This is a genomic window from Corynebacterium sp. sy039, from assembly GCF_007904105.1.
In the GTDB taxonomy this organism is placed as follows: domain Bacteria; phylum Actinomycetota; class Actinomycetes; order Mycobacteriales; family Mycobacteriaceae; genus Corynebacterium.
In genome coordinates, this window is the sequence record NZ_CP042325.1 from 239,680 (window position 1) to 263,166 (window position 23,487).

General features: G+C 49.3%; 23 protein-coding genes, 1 tRNA gene and 1 pseudogene. 12 read left to right on the forward strand and 13 right to left on the reverse strand.

Going from position 1 to position 23,487, the window contains the following annotated elements; genetic code table 11:
- The first annotated feature begins 304 nt into the window (after positions 1-304).
- A complete protein-coding gene (locus tag FQV43_RS10160; RefSeq protein ID WP_210415250.1) occupies positions 305-1,474 on the forward strand; it encodes a DUF2075 domain-containing protein in 1,170 nt (389 codons plus the stop codon).
- Here FQV43_RS10160 and FQV43_RS01070 read toward each other — a convergent pair.
- Positions 1,456-3,009, reverse strand: a complete 1,554-nt coding sequence (locus tag FQV43_RS01070; protein WP_146338244.1) for a sodium:alanine symporter family protein — start codon at positions 3,007-3,009, stop codon at positions 1,456-1,458. The genes FQV43_RS10160 and FQV43_RS01070 overlap by 19 nt on opposite strands.
- A 172-nt stretch (positions 3,010-3,181) precedes the next feature.
- On the opposite strand from FQV43_RS01070, the gene FQV43_RS01075 reads away from it, so the two are divergent.
- Both FQV43_RS01075 and FQV43_RS01080 read left to right on the forward strand, forming a co-directional pair.
- Complete coding sequence (locus FQV43_RS01075) at positions 3,182-3,880, forward strand: type 1 glutamine amidotransferase (RefSeq protein WP_146338246.1); 699 nt, start codon at positions 3,182-3,184, stop codon at positions 3,878-3,880.
- Positions 3,877-5,088 (forward strand): MFS transporter, encoded by a 1,212-nt coding sequence (locus tag FQV43_RS01080; protein ID WP_146338248.1) that lies wholly within the window; start codon positions 3,877-3,879, stop codon positions 5,086-5,088. Before FQV43_RS01075 ends, FQV43_RS01080 begins: the two co-directional genes overlap by 4 nt.
- Positions 5,089-5,103: 15 nt before the next feature.
- Here the strand turns inward: FQV43_RS01080 and FQV43_RS01085 are convergent, their stop codons facing one another.
- From FQV43_RS01085 to FQV43_RS01115, 7 genes are all read right to left on the reverse strand, one after another.
- On the reverse strand, positions 5,104-5,958 hold the full coding sequence (locus FQV43_RS01085; protein ID WP_144273751.1) for a metallophosphoesterase: 855 nt from the start codon (positions 5,956-5,958) through the stop codon (positions 5,104-5,106).
- A gap of 8 nt (positions 5,959-5,966) precedes the next feature.
- On the reverse strand, positions 5,967-7,007 hold the full coding sequence (locus tag FQV43_RS01090; RefSeq protein WP_146338250.1) for a LacI family DNA-binding transcriptional regulator: 1,041 nt from the start codon (positions 7,005-7,007) through the stop codon (positions 5,967-5,969).
- Positions 7,004-8,695 carry an iron ABC transporter permease gene (locus tag FQV43_RS01095; protein WP_146338252.1) on the reverse strand — a complete coding sequence of 564 codons (1,692 nt, stop codon included), beginning with the start codon at positions 8,693-8,695 and terminating at the stop codon, positions 7,004-7,006. Before FQV43_RS01095 ends, FQV43_RS01090 begins: the two co-directional genes overlap by 4 nt.
- Complete coding sequence (locus tag FQV43_RS01100; RefSeq protein ID WP_144273754.1) at positions 8,696-9,745, reverse strand: ABC transporter ATP-binding protein; 1,050 nt, start codon at positions 9,743-9,745, stop codon at positions 8,696-8,698.
- Positions 9,746-9,817: 72 nt separating this feature from the next.
- Entirely contained in the window at positions 9,818-10,876 is a 1,059-nt protein-coding gene (locus tag FQV43_RS01105; RefSeq protein WP_210415251.1) for an extracellular solute-binding protein, read from the reverse strand.
- A 250-nt stretch (positions 10,877-11,126) separates the two neighbouring features.
- Positions 11,127-11,561: a DoxX family protein gene (locus FQV43_RS01110; protein ID WP_144273756.1), complete on the reverse strand. Its 435-nt coding sequence runs from the start codon at positions 11,559-11,561 to the stop codon at positions 11,127-11,129.
- Positions 11,562-11,649: 88 nt separating this feature from the next.
- The gene (locus FQV43_RS01115) at positions 11,650-12,690 is read right to left on the reverse strand and encodes a prephenate dehydrogenase (RefSeq protein WP_371710927.1); all 1,041 of its coding nucleotides are present in this window, start codon (positions 12,688-12,690) and stop codon (positions 11,650-11,652) included.
- Between the two features lie 19 nt (positions 12,691-12,709).
- On the opposite strand from FQV43_RS01115, the gene FQV43_RS01120 reads away from it, so the two are divergent.
- From FQV43_RS01120 to FQV43_RS01135, 4 genes are all read left to right on the forward strand, one after another.
- Complete coding sequence (locus FQV43_RS01120) at positions 12,710-13,186, forward strand: tRNA adenosine deaminase-associated protein (protein ID WP_146338258.1); 477 nt, start codon at positions 12,710-12,712, stop codon at positions 13,184-13,186.
- 5 nt (positions 13,187-13,191) lie between these two features.
- Complete coding sequence (locus FQV43_RS01125; protein WP_144273759.1) at positions 13,192-13,668, forward strand: nucleoside deaminase; 477 nt, start codon at positions 13,192-13,194, stop codon at positions 13,666-13,668.
- Between the two features lie 232 nt (positions 13,669-13,900).
- On the forward strand, positions 13,901-14,101 hold the full coding sequence (locus FQV43_RS01130; RefSeq protein WP_144273760.1) for a CsbD family protein: 201 nt from the start codon (positions 13,901-13,903) through the stop codon (positions 14,099-14,101).
- A gap of 183 nt (positions 14,102-14,284) precedes the next feature.
- Positions 14,285-14,375 (forward strand) — tRNA-Ser (locus FQV43_RS01135).
- A 241-nt stretch (positions 14,376-14,616) separates the two neighbouring features.
- Here FQV43_RS01135 and rhuM (FQV43_RS10265) read toward each other — a convergent pair.
- The 4 genes and pseudogenes from rhuM (FQV43_RS10265) to FQV43_RS01150 all read right to left on the reverse strand — a co-directional run bounded on the left by rhuM (FQV43_RS10265) (position 14,617) and on the right by FQV43_RS01150 (position 17,894).
- Positions 14,617-14,960 (reverse strand): annotated as a pseudogene (rhuM, locus tag FQV43_RS10265) (RhuM family protein).
- Positions 14,873-15,295 (reverse strand): RhuM family protein, encoded by a 423-nt coding sequence (rhuM, locus tag FQV43_RS10180; protein ID WP_371710928.1) that lies wholly within the window; start codon positions 15,293-15,295, stop codon positions 14,873-14,875. Before rhuM (FQV43_RS10180) ends, rhuM (FQV43_RS10265) begins: the two are co-directional and overlap by 88 nt.
- Positions 15,296-15,640: 345 nt before the next feature.
- On the reverse strand, positions 15,641-17,167 hold the full coding sequence (locus FQV43_RS01145) for a hypothetical protein (protein ID WP_146338260.1): 1,527 nt from the start codon (positions 17,165-17,167) through the stop codon (positions 15,641-15,643).
- Positions 17,160-17,894 (reverse strand): ATP-binding cassette domain-containing protein, encoded by a 735-nt coding sequence (locus FQV43_RS01150; RefSeq protein ID WP_146338262.1) that lies wholly within the window; start codon positions 17,892-17,894, stop codon positions 17,160-17,162. Before FQV43_RS01150 ends, FQV43_RS01145 begins: the two co-directional genes overlap by 8 nt.
- A gap of 205 nt (positions 17,895-18,099) precedes the next feature.
- On the opposite strand from FQV43_RS01150, the gene FQV43_RS01155 reads away from it, so the two are divergent.
- From FQV43_RS01155 to tgt, 5 genes are all read left to right on the forward strand, one after another.
- On the forward strand, positions 18,100-18,642 hold the full coding sequence (locus FQV43_RS01155; protein ID WP_146338263.1) for a hypothetical protein: 543 nt from the start codon (positions 18,100-18,102) through the stop codon (positions 18,640-18,642).
- Positions 18,611-19,180: an ABC transporter substrate-binding protein gene (locus FQV43_RS01160; protein ID WP_146338265.1), complete on the forward strand. Its 570-nt coding sequence runs from the start codon at positions 18,611-18,613 to the stop codon at positions 19,178-19,180. Before FQV43_RS01155 ends, FQV43_RS01160 begins: the two co-directional genes overlap by 32 nt.
- Positions 19,181-19,317: 137 nt before the next feature.
- Positions 19,318-20,367 carry an iron ABC transporter permease gene (locus FQV43_RS01165; RefSeq protein WP_146338268.1) on the forward strand — a complete coding sequence of 350 codons (1,050 nt, stop codon included), beginning with the start codon at positions 19,318-19,320 and terminating at the stop codon, positions 20,365-20,367.
- Entirely contained in the window at positions 20,364-21,263 is a 900-nt protein-coding gene (locus tag FQV43_RS01170) for an ABC transporter ATP-binding protein (protein WP_168195012.1), read from the forward strand. Before FQV43_RS01165 ends, FQV43_RS01170 begins: the two co-directional genes overlap by 4 nt.
- A 145-nt stretch (positions 21,264-21,408) precedes the next feature.
- A complete protein-coding gene (gene tgt / locus FQV43_RS01175) occupies positions 21,409-22,782 on the forward strand; it encodes a tRNA guanosine(34) transglycosylase Tgt (RefSeq protein WP_146338272.1) in 1,374 nt (457 codons plus the stop codon).
- A gap of 18 nt (positions 22,783-22,800) precedes the next feature.
- Here the strand turns inward: tgt and FQV43_RS01180 are convergent, their stop codons facing one another.
- A complete protein-coding gene (locus tag FQV43_RS01180) occupies positions 22,801-23,487 on the reverse strand; it encodes a queuosine precursor transporter (RefSeq protein ID WP_146338274.1) in 687 nt (228 codons plus the stop codon).

The window sequence follows — 23,487 nt, forward strand, 5'->3', positions numbered from 1 at the left end:
AATAAATCTTTAACTCTGGATATTGAAAATAAATTAATACACTACCTATCGAGTGTTGGTAAGGATAATTTTTCTATAGTTCAAAATGGCAGAGGAAACCCCCAGAAGCTTTACTTTACACAGTAGGAGTTTGATACGGTCTTTTCTCAAATTTGGGGAAAGCTGCGCGAACATAACAAAAGGCTGTTTCCTGATGAAGCAATTATTCGAGAATCTGCACTTTTAAAGCATCACCTTTTCATAAACTAACTGATGAGCAGATCGAAGCTAAAGAAAAATATATGATATCATTCGATCTGATGGTATGAATAAAGATGCTCAACAACTTATTCTGGTGCAAGGAGCTGCAGGAACAGGAAAAACTGTCCTCTTGAGTAGTCTCTTTTACGATCTTTTTCAAGGGGGCTCTGATAGGGAAACTGATGTGTTTGACTATCAGAATCTAAATTCATACTTGTTGGTTAACCATGATGAACAATTGCAGGTTTATCAGACCATTGCTCGTAGGCTCTTAATAGAAGATGCTAAGAACCCACGCGTAATGAAACCAACAAAATTCATTAATGAGCATGATCCACATGATGAACCCGTCGATGTCGTATTGATCGATGAAGCGCATCTCCTTTGGACTCAAGGAAAACAATCCTACCGTGGCGAAAACCAACTGAAGGATATTATGCAACGCGCCCGTATCGTCGTTGCGATTTTTGATCCAGCGCAAGCATTAGCTGGTAACCAGTATTGGGATGAACAGAATAAAGCTTGGCTTGATAAGCATGAGACTATTACACTTAAGGGGCAGATGCGCATTGACTCTGACGGTCCGGCTTGCCAATGGATAGAGGATTTCGGTCGTCGCGGTGTTATCGGGAATATTCCATCTGATGACAAATATCAAATTAAGATTTTCTCAAGTCCAAACGACTTGCACGAGGCGATTCGTTTAAAGGCTACCGATAACTCTGAAGTGGAAAATGGTATTTCTCGGCTTTTAGCAACCTACGATTGGCCATATAACGCAAATAAGAAAAAAGAAGACGATGGTTCAGGTTCGAAAACCTGGGACGTTGTTATCGGAGACTGGGCTATGCCATGGAACTACCAAGTTGAGTTTTCATATAAAGAGAAAGTTGAAAATAGAGGTCGTTCCTGGGCAGAAAAGAAGAAAACCATCAATGAAGTGGGATCAATCTTCACTATTCAGGGATTTGACCTGAACTACGCAGGCGTCATCATTGGACCCTCCGTGAAATTTCGAGATGGAAAAGTAGTTTTTGACAGGGACGCGAGCCATAACCAAAACGTTACGAAGAAACGTACTATTTCTGATGGTTCAAAGGTAGAGCTGCACGATGAACTGCTGCAAAACCAGCTCAACGTTCTTCTGACACGTGGCGTACATGGGTTGTACATATACGCGGTTGATGAGGAGTTACAAGCTGAACTGCTGCGCGCTCAAAACCGCCTCTTATAACCCCTCCACCCCACCCAAAACTCTGCGTTCTTGATCCCTAGTTTCTTGGGGTGGAATTGTGGGTCGAGTCCTTGGGCGCGTTGGAGTCGATAGTCTTTGAGGGCGGTGATAACTACCCTGTGTAGTGCAACAATGATGATGAGGTTGAACCAGGCGAGACTGCCCATGCCGATGTCGCCTAGTAGCCAGGCGGCGCCGGGTGTGCTGGTGGCTCCGATGAACATGGCGGCGATAATCGTGCCTTGGGCTATGCGTCGGGAGAACGATATGCGTTGGGAGAACGGGGCAGCGACCCGAGGAAGCTGAGTGCCATAACCTCGCCGCTTAACCCCACTTCGCAGCAAGAATGACAGGTTTGTTTCGGCAAGGTAGTAGCAGGCAACGGCACTGGTGAATCCGAAGAAACAGATGGCGATGGCGACGAATGCAGGTCCTGTGCCGGCGATGAAGGTGTCGAGCCCGGCTTGGACGTAGTTTGGTCCTGCGGGGGTGTTGTCGCCGAGTGCGCCGTGGTAGAGCAGTGGGGTGTTGCCGGATGCGTCGGTGGAGCTGTATACGTTGAACATATCGGTGGAGATGATGATGAAGGCTGTGGCGGAGCATACGAGTAGCGTGTCGACGTAAACTGATACGGCTTGGACAAAGCCTTGTTTGACGGGGTGGCTGACTTCGGCGGAGCCTGCGAACATGGCGCCGTTTCCTTGTCCGGCTTCGTTGGAATATACGCCGCGTCGGATTCCCCAGGCAAAGGCGGAGCCTGTGATGCCGGCGAAGATTTCTTCTTTGCCGAAGGCGGACTTGAAAATGAGCTCACATACTTCTGGTATGCGTGTGGCGTGGCTGAGCATGATGATGAGTGCGATGATGATGTAGGTGCTTGCCATGAAGGGGACGATGAAACTGGCGAATTGGGCGATGCGTTGTATACCGCCGACGACAATCACTGCCAGTAGTAGTGCGAGGATTAACCCGATCAGGCGGGCGTCGAGGTGCCAGACGGTGGTGACTGCATTGGCGATGCCATTGGCTTGCATGGATGGGAGGAAGAATATGGTGGCTATGGCGTGGATTGCTGCCACGACGAGGGCAAGGATCTTGAGGATGGGTGCGGCTTTGGTGTGGGCGTAGGCTTTTTCGATGTAGAAGGCAGGTCCGCCTCGGTATTGCCCTGTTTCGGGGTCGCGTTCTTTGTAGATTTGTGCGAGGGTGCATTCGATAAAGGAGGTGGCGGCGCCAAGGAATCCCATGACCCACATCCAGAATACTGCACCTGGTCCGCCGAAGGCGATGGCGGTGGCGACTCCGGCTATGTTGCCAATCCCGACGCGAGCTGCCATGGATACCATAAGTGTTTGGAATGGGGAGAGTCCGTCTTGTGATGCTTTTTCGCGTCGGATTTGTCGGAAGAAGTCGGGTAAGCCGAGTACCTGTATGAGTCCGGTTCTTAGGGTGAAGAATATCCCGGCGGCAAGGAAGAGCATAACGAGTGGGGTTGACCAGATGGTGTCGTTGATGGTGGTGAGTAGCTCGGCCATATGGGTTCCTTTTCTTGCAGGGTGTTTGCGCGGCTGTCTGTACTTGTTGGTATGTGCCAGCATTTGCTGTTTTAGTGCTGGTGGGTGTTGTAGTGTTGTGCTTGCTATAGTGTTTACATCATAACTATTTAATGACAGATATCTTAGTCTTGTTTTAGCTTTGGGAGTAAAAATGATCACAGTCATGCAACCGGATCCGAAAGTCACCCTCGACAGATTCCAGACTTGGTTGCAGGAGGCTGGGCAGGAAATACAACTCATTGCGCTCTATGAACAGCCAGTTCCACAATTAGGAGAATGTGGTGAGGCGCTCCTTATCCTTGGTGGCACTATGGATGCTCTCGACGCTCAGCAGTCCCCGTGGTTGCCTGATCTTCATCGCCTGCTGCGCCAGGCTTTGGCTCAGAATGTCCCGGTCATGGGCATTTGTTTAGGGCACCAAATCATTGCTGACTGCTTTGGTGGTGAAGTGGTGGTGAATAGTCGCACTCATGCCGAAGAGGGCGTGCGCGAAATTGTTTTGACCTCAGCTGGTCAGGCAGATCCTATTTTGGGTGCCCTCGACGCTAAAGCCCACCTGCCACTCTCGCACCACGATGCGGTAACTGTGTTGCCTGCAGGTGCCACGCTCTTAGCATCTAGTGCTGCTTGTCCGCTGCAAAGTTTCCGACTCGGTTCTATCACTGCAGTGCAATTCCACCCTGAGGCTTCACCACGTACTGCTGGTTATTGGGCATCGCTTTCCGGAGGTGATGAAACCTGGTATCGCGAGGAACAAGAAAAATATGACGCTGATATTCAGCGCAATGGCAAAGCTCTAGCAGCGGCCTTTGCTGCGAGTGTGACTGTAGCGGATAATAAAAATTCATGATTGCGCGCAATGTAAAAATATCGGGAAAAGCAATGGTCCTGGCTGTTGCTCTTTTATTGAGTAGCCTGGTGGATGAGATATTCGCTACTGCTGTGCTGCTAAAAATCTCTGCAATAGATGCCCGAATGTCGGTAACTCTATTTCTCGTAGTAACTATCGGCGCTCTCATGGCAGGTCCATTAAGTTCTCGACTCCTTGTTCGCATAGCACATCGTCGTGCAATTATTTTCGCAGTGTTTCTCTGTGAAGGCAGTGTCATGGCGTTATCAGCTACGCTTTTCGACGCTCCGCATATGCTCATTTTCAGCTCAGGATTAATGGGATTGTTGGGGGCACTCTTGTGGGCTGTCATTATGGTGATCATCGCGGATTCTTTCGAGGGAAAGCGTTTTGACCAGGTCAATAGTGTGATAACCACAATGAGAAATCTAGGCTTTGTGACCGGTCCCGCCTGTACTGGGTTCCTATTTCATGTGGGATTTTCCGCAGTGGTGGCATTGGTGGCTGCTATCGCTTTCCTTAGCGCTGCACTATGTGCAATACGCTGGTCGGATATTTTTCCTGGAGTGACGGCTAATAAAACTGAAACACAACAGCAGAAGAAGCATAATTTTCTTTCCGGTCTTGTGGAACTACTTGGTGACACACGCCTGAGGAATCGCCTGATAACACCATTGTGCACTGTATTTTTCGGTTCAGTCGTGAATGTGGGAGTAGTGCTTTATGTTCTCAATATGCGTGACATGGGGACAATGGTGTTTGGTGCAATTGGTACCGCAATAAGTACCGGACTGGTACTTGGACCACTTGCGCTTGAATTGTGCTCAATTAGACTACGAACCCAATCAGGTTTGGCTTTAGGTGCGCTACTGACTGCTTTAGGAATCGGCGGTATCTTTTTGCCCTGGTCGTGGCTCGGATTATGCCTTGGTGGATTATTGCTAGGCATTGGTAATGGGGTGCAGAATGTGTATTTCAATCGCTTCATGAAAATAACCACTACGGAAGATAACCGTGAAATACGCATTCCGGCATATATTTTCCTCATTTATTGTTTCTCATTGGCGTCTTATTTCTTCGGGTATGTTTTCGACGCTGAAAATGTGGTGTTCATTATGCACACAGGAAGTATCGTTACTGCCGTCCTGGCTGTTTTCGCTTTCCTGCTCAAGGATATACAGCCTGCACCAAAACCCACAGTAGCGTAATCGGCGTGTAATCAGCTATTGCGTGGCATCACCAGGAACGAATCTGCCTACTGTTTCTCCGCCGGGCTGCTGGACGACGCTATGCATAATGGTGTCGGGATAAACATGAACAAAATGCATTCCTTGTCCTGCATCTCGTCCACGCGTGCCACGCTTTGGCGTGAGTAAATCCTGGGTATAGCAGGTTCCCATAGAAACAGATACCGGAATATCGGCAAAAGTAGCAAAAGTTGAATAGTGGACATGACCAGCTAAAATACTGCGAATATCACTACCGTAAATCACTTCTTTCAGCCTATGCTGTCCTCGGAGTTCCACTGACCGAGCTTGTGCTTGGATACATGGAATTGGTGGGTGATGCATGGCCAAAATAGTGCCTTCTGGTGCTGTGCTACGAAGCTCGGTGGCTAACCACTCTAGTTGCGCGTCGCTAAGCTCGCCATAGTGCTGACCAGGGACTGAAGTGTCGAGTGCAATAATGCGTAACCCGCCAAGCCAGTGCACACTATCGCAGGGCGCTAGTGGATTGCTGGGTTGTTCGTCGAGAAGCATATGACGGAAGTTTGTCCGGTCATCATGATTGCCCATAATCCAAATAACGCGCGCGCCCATTCGTTGCGCCACAGGCTCGACCAGTGCACGCAGTGAGGCATAAGCATGCTCCTCGCCATGATCAGTCAAATCGCCAGAGAAAATGAGAGCCTCAGGCGCAATGGCATATTCCGCCACACTCTCCAACAGCTGTGCGAGGTGATCATAATAGCGTGCGACACCATGCAATGTTGTGGTGTGTGGTGCCAGAAAGTGAGTGTCACTGAAATGGACCAGGAAATGTTCTGGCGCTGGGTGTTCTGCAGAGGTAAAAGACATGAAAATCCTTAAGCGTGATTGGTCAGTAGTGGCTGTGCGACGGTATGCCCAGGTATGAGTGTGCCTGGTAGGGTTTCATTGATGATGGTGGCAGGTGGCGCCTGCGCTGAGATTAGGTTAGTAATGTGTTCGATTACTCTCGTGGCAACTCCTGCAACATCAATGCGGTAGGTGGAGATTCCTAACAAGTCAATCCCCGGCATAATACCATCGCAACCGGTTATGGAGAGGTCGTCGGGAATGGCGAAACCGCGTGCCTTGGCCCAACGGATGACCTCGAGTTGGCGGACATCAGAGGGACACATAATTGCAGTAATGGGTGTGTCATTGCGTGGAGTGTCAAGACATTGTGCCAGGTGATTATGCCCATTATCATCGTGATCGGCGTGGATTTGGGTGACCTGAACATTATGTTCCGCTAAGGCGGTTATCATGCTGCTGGCTCGTACCCACTCAGGATAAGACGCTGTTGGTGCTGTGCATATCACCGCAACATGACGATGTCCGTGGTGTGCAACATGATGTGCTAGGCGAGTACCAGCATCAACTTCATCATAGGAAACTGCGTGTATTTTTCCTGTCGGCTCTGGGCGACCAGCACGAATAATGGGGAGTCGATTATGAAACGGCACCAATTTCTCACTGGGAACACTACCTGTGGCAACAATAAGACCAGCGACTTGCATACCTAATAAATGATTCAGACTAGCAATATGCTGCTGCTCATGGCGATCAATAGAAATAGTCATCGAAACCACATTGATCCCTGCAGCTTGAGCTTGTCGCTGTAGTTCGGTAAAAAGCAGCCCATAGGCAGGATTGGCAGCATCGCGCAGGAGCAAACCGACGGTACGAGATTGATGAGAGGCTAATTCACTAGCAATAACATTAGGAACATAACCCAGGCGCTCGGCAACTTCCAGCACTTTCCGACGATTTTCTGCAGACACTTTTTTCTGTCCCAAAAACACACGCGAAACCGAAGAACGAGATACCCCTGCCTCACGAGCAACATCAGCCATAGTAATGCGATTATGTGGTGGAATCATCGTGTGTACCTTTCCGAATGTGCACGTCCATACACTACATACATGGTGACAGTAGAAATGATCATGAGCAAGACCGAGTAAACAAGAGTATTGGCATGAGCTTCAGGACCTACGGCACCAGTGGTATTGGCTTGGATGATAAGCCCTAAGGGCTGATAGCGTGGGTGAGCCAAAAAGACTGCCATATCGTAATCATCAAGCAAACTCGTGATATTTAATGCGGTAACAGCTGCAGTCGCCGGAAAGATTGCGGGCAATGTAATACGTCGGAATATATACAACGGATTCGCGCCCAGCAGAGTGGCAGCTTCTTCGCATGAGGAATTGAGCGAGCTGAATGCCGCCTTGAGCAGGCGTAGCGTGAATGGGATTTTCACGATTACATAGGCAATGAGCAATATGATTGGGGTTCCAGTAAGCACCATGCCACCTAATTGTGCAGTGGGGTGATCGTAACTCATAATCAAACCTAATGCGAGCATTGTCGCTGGTAATAGCCAAGGGATATGTAGTGCATACTCCAGTATTTTTGCAAGTGCGGTGTGATATTTGCTCACTATATGCGCAACAAAAAGCATGAGCACGGTAGCGATGAGGGCAGCCAATACACCATAGCCAACACTGACGACGAAAGGCCGTAGCGCATTGTCGTGAGTAAAGACGCGTATGTAATTCTCTAAGCTCAGGGCGCTGAAATTGAGTTTCCCGTCGGCAATGGCTGCTGGTGACATAAAGGAGAATATGACGATTAGCGCAATGGGAAGGATGTAGAGGAGCCACAGGAAGTAAGCGAGTAGATGAATTAAATTGTTTGCAATGGGATTGTCGATTTTCTGTTTTTGTAGTCGCATGGATACCTTAGAAACAGAGAAATACATTCCCGACTTTTCCAGGTGATTAAACACAACCAGGAGCCCAATGGTGATCAGTCCGAGACTCAATGCTAAAAGTGCAGCCAGTTGTCTAGAGGATTGACTCATGGAAAACGCGAGAACCAGGGGCGTTATCGTCTGAAATTCGCGTCCACCCAGGATTTGTGGCGCGGACAGTGCTCCAAGACCGGTGAGGAAAGTAAGGATAGTGACCGCAAAAAGGGTGGGGGCGAGCGTCGGTAAGACAATGCGACGCAGAATGAGCAAATGCGACGCTCCCATATTCCGAGCCGCCTCAATGGTTTGATTATCTATTTTTCTTAATGCTGCCGAGACAAAGAGGAGGTGATTGGTGGTAGTGGCGAGTGTCATCGTAAAAGCGACAGCCCAGAATCCTTGGAACCAATGCGGGTCTAGTCCCGGAATAAAACTGGATAAGAGTTGTGTGGCAATGCCCTTGGCGCCATAAATGAACTTGTATCCAGCAGCGAGCACTACACCGCCATAGATGAATGTCGTGGCGAAACCTAGCCATAATAATTGTGCACCATAGATACGAAAATACCTGGTGACAAGCACAATGAAAATACCTACGAGATTGTTGCTGACTGAAAGGAAGAGCGCAAGCAACACACTATTTATCAAGGATCTAGTAGCGCGTTGTGATTTTATGAGCTTTTCCACCGCGTCGAAAGAAAAATGCCCATCGGGGAAGAATATGGAAAACAGCAGATTAGCTTGCGGCCAGATAAGGAAAGTGAGAATTGCCCATGCCAAGACAAGGGCAATGAGGCACAGACTGAGTTTTTTCTTCATCTATGCCACCTCAGTATCTGTTTCCGCACTGGCGACGGAGTCAAATTGCAAAACATCAGCCGGATTGATGAACACCGTACATTCCTGACCAACCTGAGGGTAACTCTGCTGGTCATTAGCATAAATAACGCTGAGCTGGCATTGCGGATCCTCGTGCATACTAACAATGGCGGTAGAGGTTATCCCTTGATAGTGCTGTGCGACGACCCTCCCGCGCAAGGGGAGCGCGTGGTGGAAGGGAACAAATGCGATTTTCTCCCCTCTAATATAGCTGCTTGCTTGGGGGCGAAGTGCTGCTCCTTGGTTATTGAGGGCAGTCAGTATGACCTCTGTTAGGGCAGAAGACGCGCCAACAAAATTGCACACAAACTCGGTGGCTGAGCGTTCATAGATTTCTGTAGGGGTTCCGATCTGTTCTATTTTCCCATGATTAAACACCGCGATACGATCGGACATACTGAGTGCTTCTTCTTGGTCATGCGTGACATAAATAGTGGTAATGCCAAATTCGGCTTGTAGCTTTTTAAGTTCTAAGCGCAATTGTTGCCGTAGCGCTGCGTCGAGATTAGACAAAGGCTCGTCGAGGAGAAGAATCTTTGGGCGCATAACAAGGGCACGCGCAATAGCCACTCGTTGCTGCTGACCGCCGGATAGTTCATCGAGATTTTTATCGAGCTCTGTACTGTGCAGTTTCACTTTCTCCGCAATTTCATGTACCCGTTGCGCTATTTCCTTGCGTGGCAGTGAGGCAACTTTTAACCCGAAAGCAATGTTTTCCCGCACACTCATCGACGGAAAGAGTGCATAATTCTGGAAAACCATACCTATATTGCGCTTATTAGGCGCCAGATGCGTAACATCTGTGCCGTCGACGAGTATTTTTCCAGAACGTGGTTCCACAAAACCTGCCAAAGTACGTAGTGTGGTCGATTTACCGCACCCCGATGGACCGAGGAACGTGAAAAATTCACCCTCATTAATGTGTAGGTTGAGATCTTTCACTGCCGTAAAATCTTGAAAAGCGACGTCTATGTTTTGGTAAGTAATCACTGGGGCAATCTTTCCGCTCTGATCTATGCACGTTGATGCTATGCGACGTATGGGGCTGCTGGGTTGCTGCCCTTATAAGTATTCAAGCTCGATTTTTTCGATCCAGGAGTTTATGTTTTCGCGCACAAAATCCCAATCAATATCTTGTTGGGTTAATTCATTGTGAAAATTAACAATGGCTGGGTCAGCTTGCGCAATAGCATCTTTATTGGCGGGCATAGAGTTGAATTGTGCCGACCATGCTATCTGCGTTTGGGCGCTACCAAACCAGTCGATAAACTTTTGTGCTTGTTCTGTGCGGTCACTGCCATTGACAATCCCAATTTGTTCAACGGCATAAGGTACTCCTACCTTTGGTTTTACAATTCCAGTTGTGATTTTGTACTCTTGCTCAAAAGCTGGAATACCCGAAGACCACATTTGCCCCATATCGACCTCCCCGTCTTTCATTCGGGCGTAGAGGTCAGTATCTGGAACAGAAGGGGAGCCATTGGCAAAGAATGATTCAATCTGCTTCCATCCTTTGTCTGATACCCCAAGCTCACCACTATCATCTCTAAAACGTGACAGGATTCCGGCAACTACAAGTGCTGTGGTCGCACCCCCAAGACCCGACTCAGTTTGGTAGCGACCATGGAATTTTTCTTTTGTGCCTAGATCAGTCCAATCCTGTGGTGCTTCTTCTGGGCTGAGTTTATCGGCATTATAGGCTAACACGATACCTTGTTGAACCAGTGGCCAATATGAATGTTCGCTATCGTTATCGCCAAGTTTTTCATCAACCTTATCTGACCATTGCGGCGTGTAATCAAGCAAAATATCTTCGGATTCGAGCTGCTCAAAGTACATATTGTTAAGACCGAAAACAATATCTGCGACAGGATTTCCTTGCTCGGCAATGAGCTTATTTGTGGTATCGCTGCCTCCCTGACCAACAATCTGGATATCAAATCCAGCTTTTTTGGCTTCTTCGGTGAGCCACTGGGCACGACCATCGGCATTAGAATTGGTATATACCACGAGGGCATTATCGGATGAATGAGCAGTTTCAGTGTCAGATGATTGTGCACAAGCGGTGAGTGAGAACACTAACGTTGCAGCTGAAAACGTGGCGAGAACTTTCTTTTTCACAGTTATCCCTTAAATTCTTTGCATATTCCTTGAGTGATGTTGTGGCTGGTGCGTCATATATCGATACGACACACCAAGGGGGGAGCGCTCTCCCCAAGGTCCATCACTAAGGTTGATGGTCTGTGGTTTCTTGCGGGAAAAGTGATGGAAAATTTTGCGTGAACTTATTGCAGATAGTTTGCAGATAATAAAAAACCGCAGTGCAATGCTGCACTGCGGTGGTGAGATGATTAAAAATGTGATTATTGCATTATTGTTCTGCGGTATGCGCTACCTTAGGATCCTTGGACTTTGAGCGTCGGAAGATCTGGTCGATACCGAATGTGCCAGAACCAGCTGCTGCTAGTGCTAGCGCGGCTACACCAATTGCGCCAACAAGCTCCCAGCCGCCATCGGCTGCCATAATGCCATTTTCTAGGTGTACCAGGATGGCTGCGCCGAGCATAACCAGGAATACTAGGACGCCGGCAATTGGGGTAAGGAGTCCGAGGATAAGCAAAATTCCGCCGCCAAGTTCGATGCTAGCTGCAGCTAGTGCGCTCAGATTTGGCATTGGTGCGCCAACTTGGGTGAACATGGCTGTTACCCCATCAAGGTTTTGGAATTTATCCCAGCCGTGGGCAACGAGAATAACACCAAGGATGACACGAGAGATTAAAAGTGCAATATCTTTAATAATTGACATATCAACAAACTAACATTTTTGTGGAAGTAAAGCAACACTCACCTAATACTTGCCGAATGCTTACCGAAATATCCGCGCGGCTTGCAGGCTAAAAAACCTCTATCCGCGCACCTAAATTTTCCGCTTGAATCAATGTACCTACCCACCCCGGAGCCCCTGGATGCACCCGAAACACTGGCCGATGTGATATTTTCGCCGGGCTTACAGAGTCGGTATCCCTGGCACCAGAGCGCGCCTCATAGCGAATCCTAGACCGGTACCCGGCGTCGGCAAGCTCATGGATAGAGGGCGAATCCTTGAGTAGCTGCTGCCTGGTATCTGATAAAAGAGACAGGGCTTCGTCGAGCGCGGTTAAGAGGGCGGGGGCATTAGTTTCGCACATTGCCTGAACCAAAGAGGGTTCCGTGCCAGCAACCCGTGTGCCATCGCGGAAACTACCCGCAGCCAAGGAAAGGGACAACGCGCCGCCATTGTCGCCAATAATTGCCAGAGTTTCTGCAAGTAAATGCGGCAAATGCGAAATGCGCGCCACCGCAGCATCATGCTGGGCAACCCGAGCAGGAATCACCTCAGCCCCCACAGCAAGCGCCATTGCCGCAACATCATTCCATAGCGAAATCCACGCCTTGCTAGGTTTGTCCTGCGCATCGACAGCATGGTCAAAAGTAATAACCCATGCCGCACCGCGGAAGAGATCATCAACAGAAGCCGACCAACCGGAGTTGGCCGTTCCTGCCATAGGATGACCACCAACGTATTTATCTTGCATATTATGCTTGCACACGAGGTTATACACCTCAGTTTTCACGCTCACGACGTCGGTAAAGCCACAAGAAGGCGCATAAGTGGCAATATCAGCCAAGAGGGAATCAATCGCCGGCATGGGAGTCGCCAATACGATGAGCGCATTATCTTTTTCGGCACGCTCTAGTGTCTCAATGAGATGGGAACTAGCGTCGAACCCATCTTTGCGCGCAGCCTTTGCGCCTGAGGGGGAACGATTAAAGCCATAAGCTGGGATATTCTGCTGTGTTAAGGATCTGAGCAAGGAGCCACCAATAAGACCTAAACCAATAATGCACACTGGGCGAGAAATAATAAGAGAAGTCACCTGACAAGTGTGACACATTCCCACTATGGTTAGCTGTATGAAGCACGATTTTGCAGTGACAGTTGCACGAGTAGATGCGCAATGGCAGGTACGCACCTTTGCCGATGATTTCCGCAGCATTACTACCGCTATCCAGGCAGTACGCGATTTGCGGGCACAAGAAGCGGCATTTGCTCTGCTCAGCGTTGATGATGATTATTTCGTTATCGTGCGCCCCACACCAAAAGGGGTGCGGCTTTTGCTTTCCGACGCCACCGCAGCGATCGACGACGACTACGCAGCAGCCATACTCGAGGAGTTAGCCGTCGAGATGCCCGACATTGATTCGGCAGAACGCGACGCAATGGAACCGTGGGCAGAAGGCGACTTCGCAATCCTTGCTGACCTCGGTTTAAGCGAGCAAGTCATGAATGTGATCTGCGATGAAACTGACTGGTGGGCAAGCGAACAGCTCCAAAGAATCGCCGAAGAATTAGGTTTTGAGGAAGAGTTCAACAAAGTAGTGGGACTCTAGTGAGAATGGCAAAGCAGGAAGGATGCGTGCGCGCCGAGGAATATATGCGCAAAGCCTTAGCACTGGCACGCACCACCAACCCACGTGATGTCCCCGTCGGAGCACATATTTACGCTCCCGACGGCACTCTCATAGGACAAGGGGTCAATAGGCGCGAGATTGACTCCGACCCACTTGCTCACGCAGAAATGCTGGCTATCCGACAAGCCGTTGTAGCTCATAATGATGGTTGGCGTTTGAGTGACTGCACCTTAGTGGTGACCCTAGAGCCATGCACAATGTGTGCCGGCGCATTAGTCGGGGCAAGGATTGGCAGCATTATTTTTGGTGCTTATGAACCTAAAACGGGAGCCGTTGGATCTGTGTTCGACGTGGTGCGTGATAGGAAAGTGCTGCACCATACTCATGTGCGTGGCGGTGTGCTCGAGCAGGAATGCCAAGAGCTGCTACAGGAATTTTTCCGTGATAAGCGTGAAGTATAGTGGTGGAAACTGGCGTGGGGTATGGCTGTTTGAGGGATGAGAACGGGGCATAGCTGCGGGAACTAGCGTGGGGCATAAGGGGCATAAAGGTGGGAGAGTTTCGTCTTTGTTTCATGTTGGTTGCGATTTGGTTGCAATCTGGGGAATTCCTGGATTATCGCGGTATTGATGCGCAAAAGTGGCTACACTCGGGAGAGTACGTTATATCAACTAATTCTTTTAGGAGAACATTATGAGTGATTTCGAGAACAAAGTAGAGGATACTCTCGGTAAGGCAAAAGAAGGTCTTGGCGACGTTACTGGTAACGATGATCTTGCTAACGAAGGCAAGGCGGACCAGGTTAAGGCTGACGCTAAAGAAGCACTATCTAACGCCGGTGAAGCTGTAAAAGATGCAGCAAACAAGGTTCTTGGTGCTTTTAAGAAAGACTAATTTTTAGCCTTCGAGATACAACCTATGAATATGCCTCGCATTATGCGGGGCATATTCTTTTTCTTTTTGGTGGTTTGGTGGTGAAGGTTTTTGGTGGTGAGGGGTGGTTTGGGTAGGTTCTAGTGGTGGGTTTGATACGAGGGAATTTGGTGCTTAAGCATAGTTTTGGCTAGGCTGTTCTGCGGTAGCGTGTCCGAGCGGCCGAAGGTGCTCGCCTCGAAAGCGAGTGTTGGGTAACCCCCAACCGCGGGTTCAAATCCCGCCGTTACCGCCATTGTTCATAGTTGGAACATTGTTAGCATAACCACCGCAACAATAGAACGTGTCCTATTGTTGCGGTGGTTGATTTTTGTCTCCATCTTTGTTTCTGGGGGTTAGACGTGCTCTGTCTGCAAGTAGACGCCGATCGGCTTCTACTAAAGCCTCGTATAGATAAAGCCTCGTATAGATCCTGTTCTATTTGTTCATATTCTTTTTCTTTCTGCCTTGATTGAATAACTCATAGCGCTGGATTGCTAGTTCATTGGCAGCTCTACGACTAATACGTCCGTGGTCATGTAGTGTTCATAGGAGTTGAACTCGATGAATTGGTCAGCTTTGAGTATCCAATCGTTCATTTTGATGACAATCCTGCGTTCTGCTTGATCTTGGGCATAGTTCAAGAAACCAGTTACGAGGAAATTAAGTCTCCGCAGTTCGTCTTCGGTGAGATAGTTTTTGCTGTGATAACGTCGCCTTTTCTTACTTTTGTTCCTTTCCAGTTGGTAAGACCTAGATTATTGTCTTTTGGGTTGCAGCGAGTAGCGATGATTTCAGATGCAGTGAGCCCTGTGATTGCGTAGTGAAGTTTGTCTTGGATAGTGGCAAATAGTTGGTGGGTGTGGGAAGATTCCATATTGTAATCATCAGCAAGTCGATGATGTTTCTAAGTTCAAGGTAGAGTCGTGCTTCAGCGGATCGTATGTCGCGGATTCGTTCGAGTAGTTGGTCAAAATAGTTTATACCTCTTGGATCTTTGAGTTTGTTGTCATTGAGGGCGAATCCCTTGATGAGGACTTCTGTTGCCCACTTTCGGAATTTCCGAACAACTTCTTTGCGGGTCAGTTCATCACTGTTGAATATCGTTTTATGTGTTCGCTGACGCTTGATCGTGAGACGTTGAATAGTTCTGCTATTTCTTTTTGTGTCATCCAGACCGTATTGTCAACGAGACGGAGGTGTATTTCTGTTTTATTATCTTCGCTGGTGTAGATGATGAATTCACTGTTGTTTGTGATGATATGTGTTGGTTTGGAGCATAATGCCTTAGTTCCTTTCGGTTTATGCTTCATTATGCCAGTTACTATAACTTGGTTCTGTTGATGTGCTGAAGAATCAGTTACCATGCGACTGTACTCCGTAGGAGCGGCACTACCCCCACGGCAATAGAGGAAATATGGTAATGGTTATGCTGTTTATAGTTATAAAATATGCAACACATAGTCAATTACGGATATGTGCAGATAACGAGTGATGAGTCTCTGCGCTGCGCCTTCCTTGCTATTTCCGCAGCTTAAATACCGCTTTCCCCAGGCAATACTGCGCAGCAAAACCCAAGCCCACACCGAGTAGCACTGCAGTAGGAATAGCTCTTATCAGTCGTGCAGAGGTATCCGCAATCTCAACCCACGCTGGCATGGCTGCCATCCACAGAGCAGAGTGTGCCAAGACATCCCCACCAAGCGTGAGAGACACTATGGCTAACACCACCGTCAGTACCAACGCCGCAGCATATGACACAAACACCGCAATGAGCAGAGAAGCAACGCAGATGATGAAGCCAACAATGCTGGATAGTAGCCAACGCCGACATTCATCACCACGCGTTCCACCAGCGCATACACCAGCCAGTGATGCCACAGTGCTCATCACACCAATACATAGTCCAAGCCACATGAGCAGCGCGCTCGCGCACCGCGGGTTCTCCATATACATCAACGCCCAGGCTTTCGATAAGGACTGCCACGCTAACACCGGTAACACGCCGCAACCAATTGGCAGCAGCGTAAAAGTCCATAAGCCATGAACATAACTAGCGGGATAAACCACAGCAACAGTAGCCAGCAGCAGGATGCTTAACCCCAGGCAAGAGGCTATGGCTGGTTTGAATAACGCCCTGTTCAGTGCGATGACAGCTGCATGGAAATGGGCTGGGCGTCGGCGATTAAAAGATACGGGACGATACACACCAGCAGGAACTGTCGCACTCTCATCTATCGGAGAAAGAGCAGGTGGTGTGCCGTGTTTCGTGCGTCGGGCTGCTCGCCCGGGAGATTTCTCCGGCGTGATAATCGCCATAATGACCCCCAGAACAGCCAATACTATACACAGAGATACAGCAACCCAGGGGCTTTCTACCGTAAGCGGATCGTCAGGGCTTAACGCCACGCCATTGTAATGCACACCCAAAATCGGCAAGACTGCGCGCACAGACCACGCCATAGGCGAAAACACCCAACCATTGCCAAGCTGCTCAGCAGTGACAGTGCCAATAATCTGCCACGCAATAAACACCACCACAGTCATAACCAGATGGGTACGCCGCGCCACCGCCGACGCCACACCAAGCACCCCAAGCGATGCCAGAAAAGCCACACACCCAAGGAACGCAATCCGCTCTGCATGAGCACGCTGGGCAAAAACACAAATAAGGTAGCTGCCACCAAAATTAAAAACATGAAATGCGAATACGCTACTTGCCGCCACGCAGAACCGGGCGCAACGCTGTGCAGGTTGGCTGATAGGCAACCACGCGGTGCCGCCCTGGCGTGCGTGTGCCTCCCGTTGCTCTGCACTCAAGGCAAAAATCGCCATGAGTGGGGCTGCTATGCCGGTGAGGTACATTGTTTGCCACATCAGCACGCCAGTGGCATCGGTAGTGGGGGCAGTATAACCAGAAAGAAAATAGGTCAGCGTAACCAACGGGAAAGCGGCACATGGTAGCCACATCACAGCGCTGCCACGGGCGCGTAAAAACTCAGCCTGGATATAGCGAGGTTTGTGTGGCGCCGGAAATGATTTAGACATTCTGACCTCCGGAGCTGGTCAAACGGAAAAACTCTGCCTCAAGATCACGAAGATTGCCCTCAGGAACCAAACCATGCAGCGTTCCTGAATACATGACCTTGCCGTCGGCAAGCACTGTGACATCATCGGCTAGGTGTGCCACTTCACCTAACTGATGCGAACTAACCAGCACAGTGCCACCGCTAGCCGCCCATGCGCGCAACAATTCCCGAAGCTGCGCAATTGCCTGCGGATCAAGACCATTTTGTGGCTCATCCAAAACCAAAATTTCCGGGTCGCCAAGAATCGCCTGGGCTAAAGCCAAACGTGCTTTCATGCCAGTGGAAAAGGCAGCTGCTTTCTTCTTCCCAACTGACCCCAAGCCAACTGTTTCTAAAGCTCGGTCTGCTTCGCTGGGGTCTAAGCCCAGAAGGCTTGTGTGCACGCGTAGATTATTCCGCGCAGACAAATGACCATAAAACGCAGGACCGTTGATAGAGGCGCCAATGGTGCGCAGTTTTTCTCTGCTTAACTCCTCACCATGAATAGTGACACTGCCGGAATCTGCAGATAGTAGGCCTAACAGAATGGATAGCAATGTAGATTTTCCGGCACCATTGCGGCCAAGCAAGGCGTGGACGCGACCGGGGGTGATGTGGAAGTTTATGTCTTTCAGAACAGGGTTCTTACTGAATTGCTTAGAAATATGGGTGAATGTGATTGCGGGGGTAGGAATAGGAGAACTCATATGGGGTATTTTTGTCGGTGAGCTGGGAAAAGTACTCGGACGAAAGTAGGGTTTTAGTGAGAAGATTCTCATACCAGGGTATGAGCGTATGGAGTGGATAGTGGCAAACGGAAAGCTAGGGGGAGTTTTTGCTATGGGTAGCGTCGATAGCTATCGGGGGGATGATGGTGACAAGTGGAGCGGATGACAGATTATGATAAACGCTATGAATAAAGCACTGAAGCGTTCTGCATACGCTGCTGTTATATCTGCATCCTTGCTGTTGGCAGGCTGTGGAGCTGAGGATAAAAATGATAAGAATTCTGCATCCGAAGCTGGTGTAGTAAAGGTTAATAACTGTGGTTATGACATGGAGTTTCCACAGGCTCCAGAGAAAGTACTCATTATGAATGGTGCTTCCGTGGGGGAAGCGGAAAGCATGATTAGTTTGGGGTTGGGGGACAAAATTATTGCTAATGCCCAGGGGTGGAGCGTTTCAGATATTCCGGGGATGGCGGAAAAAGTAGCTGCGTTGCCGAAGGATAATCTGGAGATGAATGCGGCATTTGATATTCCTGCGGAGCAGGTGCTTAGCCGCAAACCAGATTTGGTGCTATCTACGTATTCTGGTGGCTTTAATGAACGTCAAGGTTTTGCTTCCCGTGAGACTTTGCAGCAAGTGGGTATAAAAAGCCTTGTCACCCCAGCTAACTGTGCTCTAGGGAAAACGGAAAAATGTGACAGACCAGGAACAAGAGCAATATCTTAAGGCTGGCGTGGAAGATTCTGCCCAATATCTAAAACTGTTGGGAAAGATTTTCCGGGTGGAAGATAGGGCAGAAGATCTGGTGACCCAGATGAATCAACGTATTGCTGCGGTGGAGGAAAAATTAGCGGCTACGTCCAGCAGCACCAGCCCAAAGAAAATGTTGATTGTTTTCCCAGAAATGGCGGCCATGAATGCCCAGGGATTACCTGCGGTGATGAGTGGTGGAATCTACGATAATGTGATTGAAAAAGCTGGTGGTAGCCCAACATTCGCGGGAAATCCTGACATCACCATGACACTCAGCCCAGAGCAATTAGCCTCAGCAGATGTAGATGTGTTGATTATTGGCACCACGGGGGCTCAGGGAACAACGGCGGAGGAAGAAGCCCAGAAACTATTTGAGGCATATCCACAGTGGAAAGCTTCCCGCACACATACTTTTGTGGGTGCTTCCGACGGCTTGTACTTGGGGCCTGCTCATGCTGATGCAATAGAAAAAATTGCCAAGGTTGCTTACCCAGAGGCTTTCTCTGAATGAGTGCTTGGATAAGCACTGAATGAGTGCTGAATCATTGAGCTGCACGGCTTGATGAGGAGGCGCATGGCTTAATTACAGGGCTTTGAGCACACAGCTTATGACCGAGGTTATGGTGGAAAGAAAAACTAGGGGCACTTGTGCATAAACGTGTTTTCCAAAGAGTGCCTTTTGCTTTGTTATGCGCGATAATCCTGTGCATCCTGCTGGTTTTTATGCTGGCTGGTGTGCTGTGGGGTTCTGTTGGACTGAGTGTAGATCAGGTAGTTCAAGCTCTAAGCCATCGTCTGTTGGGGCGCAGCGGAATACCTGAGGATCCTTTGGCCTATACCATCGTGTGGCAGCTGCGCTTGCCACGTGTGCTGGCTGCAGCACTGGTTGGGGCGGGTTTAGCAGTATCTGGTGCGGTTTTGCAGGCGATGGTGCGCAACCCCTTGGCAGACCCCTACACATTGGGTGTGTCTCACAGTGCCGCTCTTGCAGCGGTACTTACGATGACCTCCAGCAGTGCAGTGTGGTTACGTAATCTTGGTATGCCGCTGGCTGCTCTGTTAGGCGCGGGAGTTAGTTTATGCCTAGTTTTATATCTGGCGCAGCAGCATGGGAAATTCACCAGTGCCCGCATTGTTTTAGCCGGTGTAGGGGTGGGGCAGATTGCTCTGGCTGGAACCACGCTTGTTCAATTAACCGCGCAGCCGGGTGAAATTCATGGCATTTTATTTTGGCTACTCGGTAGCGTGGCGGGAGTACAAAAATTAAGCGCATTAACATTGCCTACGCTGTGCATGGGATTGTGCATTGCATATCTCTTTACCCAGGCAAAGAAAATCAATGTGCTGTCCATGGGTGATGAAGACGCTCATGCTTTAGGCATTAACATCCATGTTCTGCGAGTACAGCTGATTATTGTGGTGGCAATTCTCACGGGCATGGCAGTAACACTAGCTGGCTGTGTGGGGTTCATTGGGCTGATCGTGCCACATTGCGTGCGTTTTATTGTTGGTTCTGATTACCGCAAAGTTCTTCCACTATCCCTGCTGATAGGAGCGATAGTTTTAGTTCTTATTGATATTGTGGCTCGTCTGATTGATATTCCAAATGAATACCCACTGACCATTTTCAGCGCAGCGCTGGGCGGACCATTTTTCCTATGGCTACTGAAAAGAAGCAACGCAGGAGGAAATGTATGAGTGGGGAACAGGCTAACCACGCCGCACAGATGCGCGTCGATAAACTTACAATTACAGTCAATGACCACCGCATTATCGACAACATCAGTGCCTGCTTGAAACCTGGGAAAATTACCGCCATTATTGGCCCGAATGGGTGCGGTAAAACCACTTTTCTACGGGCGTTGTATCGCAGCCTGAAACCCACTACAGGGGCGGTGTATAGCGGTGATGTGAATATTTGGGATATCACTGCTGCGGAATCCGCGGCACAGCGCGCTGTTGTGACTCAATATCACGGTGAAGGGGTTGGTTTTAATGGTTATGAGATTGTGGAAATGGGGCGGTATTTCGCGCGAACAACAAACGTGAAAACCAATCTGAAAACCGCTCGGAGAGCACAGTATTCATGCGAAGAAAACGAGGTCACACATGGCGAGCATGGGAATGTAGATAAACATGCGCGCTCGCGGCGAGATGCCGCAATTATCCGCCAGGCACTGCTGGACGTGGCGGGAACAGAAGAAAAAGCCCAGGAATTAGCACAGAAATCTTTTGCTGATATGTCCGGTGGGGAACAGCAACGGGTACTTATTGCTCGTGCTCTGGCCCAACGGGCACCGGTCATCATTCTGGATGAGCCTACAAACCATCTGGATATTCATGCGGAATTATCCATCATGGCGCTTATTCGCCGGCATCAATGCACAACAATTCTTGTGGTGCATGACATTAACCATGCACTTGCTTATGCCGATGACGTTATGGTCCTAAACCAAGGGAAAATCTACGCTAGTGGGGAACCGCACGCGGTGCTCACACCGGAGCTTATCCGTGAAGTATTTGGGGTATCCGCCTGTTTCACCACAGATCCGCATACCGGAAAGCCCTTCGCCATCCTGGGTTTGCCGGGGTAGCTTAAGGAGCCTACTCTAACCTCCTCACCCCTCAGACCGCGTCCCATCAATGTCGCTAGGCTGGTATCGTTACTATGAATCTAAGAACCGAATATCACAAAATAAGAAAATTAAGAAATACAGAATAGAGAAAAGCGACACTTGCATGACCACAGAAAACTCAGAAAACACAGAAAACTCAGAGAACATAAAAAACACAGAAACCCCTGAGATTACAAAGCCTGACACTACTTTCACGCTAGAAACAGAGCTTTTCGACGCCCCCGGCAAGCATGGGCGCACTGGAGTTATTCACACTCCGCATGGTGACATTGCCACGCCTGCGTTTATCCCTGTCGGCACTAAAGCTACGGTAAAGACGCTTACTCCTGAGCAGATTCGTCAGACTGGTGCTCAGGCAGTATTGTCCAATGCCTATCACCTCTATTTGCAGCCTGGCCCGGATGTGGTCGATGAGGCAGGTGGGGTGGCTGCGTTTGAGAATTGGCATGGCCCAACTTATACCGACTCTGGCGGGTTCCAAGTGATGAGCTTGGGTGTGGGGTTCAAGAAGGTTTTGGCTATGGATACCGTCGGGCTGCATGAGAGTGAGATTCGGGCTAGGCATAAGGATCGTTATGCTCATGTTGATGAGGATGGTGTGAATTTCCGTTCTGTGATTGATGGTTCTCGGCATCGGTTTACTCCTGAGAAGAGTATGCAGATTCAGCATCAGTTGGGTGCGGATATTATGTTTGCGTTTGATGAGCTGACCACGCTTTTGGATACGCGTTTGTATCAGGAGCAGTCGGTGGAGCGTACTCGTCGGTGGGCTCAGCGTTGTCTTGATGAGCATGATCGTTTGACTCGGCAGCGCGTGGATAAGCCGTTGCAGTCTTTATGGGGCGTGGTGCAGGGGGCGCAGTATGAGGATTTGCGTCGACAAGCAGTGCGTGGGTTATTGGAGCTGTCTGATCGTGCTGAGCAGGCGGGACGACGCGGTTTCGGTGGTTTTGGTATCGGTGGTGCCTTGGAGAAAGAGAATTTGGGCACTATCGTGGGTTGGGTTTGCGATGAGCTCCCTAAGGAAAAGCCACGTCATTTGTTGGGTATTTCTGAGCCTGATGACTTATTCACTGCCATTGAGGCAGGTGCGGATACTTTTGATTGTGTGGCTCCCACTCGCCTAGGCAGGCGCGGTGGTGTATATACTCTCGACGGTCGCCTTAACATCACTGCCTCTAGGTTTAAGCGAGACTTTAGTCCGGTGGATGCGGAGTTTGGTGGCTATGTGTCGGAGAATTACACTCGTGCGTATTTGCACCACCTGTTCAAGGCGAAAGAAAACTTGGGGCAGACTCTATGCACATTGCACAATGTGAGCTTTATGATTGCGTTGGTTAATAATATCCGCAATGCAATCAACAATGGCACGTATGCAGAGTATAAGGAGGAGTTCATGGGGCGTTATTATGCTCATGCTAAGCCAAAGACTGGCCCCATGATTACCCCACGTGGCTCAAAGAAGCATCACCACTAAACCAATGGTAGTGGTCGCTTAGTAGTTCTCGCGGTTTTTCACCCAACGGATTACCAAGTATGTAATTGGCATAATCACCACTTCGATGAGGGTTTTCCATAAAAAGCCCACCAGAATGTAATTGACGGTATCGCCAATGGTGGTGATGCCAATTACTGGTGCTGCGATAAGACAGAAAATGAGGGTGTCGCCGAACTCGCCCACAATAGTGGAGCCGATGAGACGCTGCCACAGCGATTTTTCTCCGGTGCGTTTCTTGATTGCTGTGAGTGTCCATGCGTTGAGTAGCTGACCGACGGCATAGCCGCATAGGGAGGCGAGCACGATTTGAGGCACGAGTGCGAGCACTGCCTCGAATGATTCTTGTCCTTCGTAGAAGTCTGCCCCTGGGAGCCAGATGGCGATGTAGAAGGAGAACACTGCCAGGATTGTGGTGAAGAAACCAGTCCAGATTGCTCGTCTGGCTGCACGGAATCCATAGCATTCAGCGAGGACGTCGCCGAGAATATAGGCGGCGGGGAACAGGAAGAAAGCGCCGTCGGTAACCAGTGGTCCAATGGCAACGCCTTTGGTGGCGGTGATATTGGAGATGAGGAAAATTGCCACAAAGAGTGCTAGGAATACTGGGTAGAATGAGCGTTGTACTGGGATATAGCGCGGTGCGGAGTCGTTGCGCGTAGCGTTATTGATGTTGTTATCTGTCAC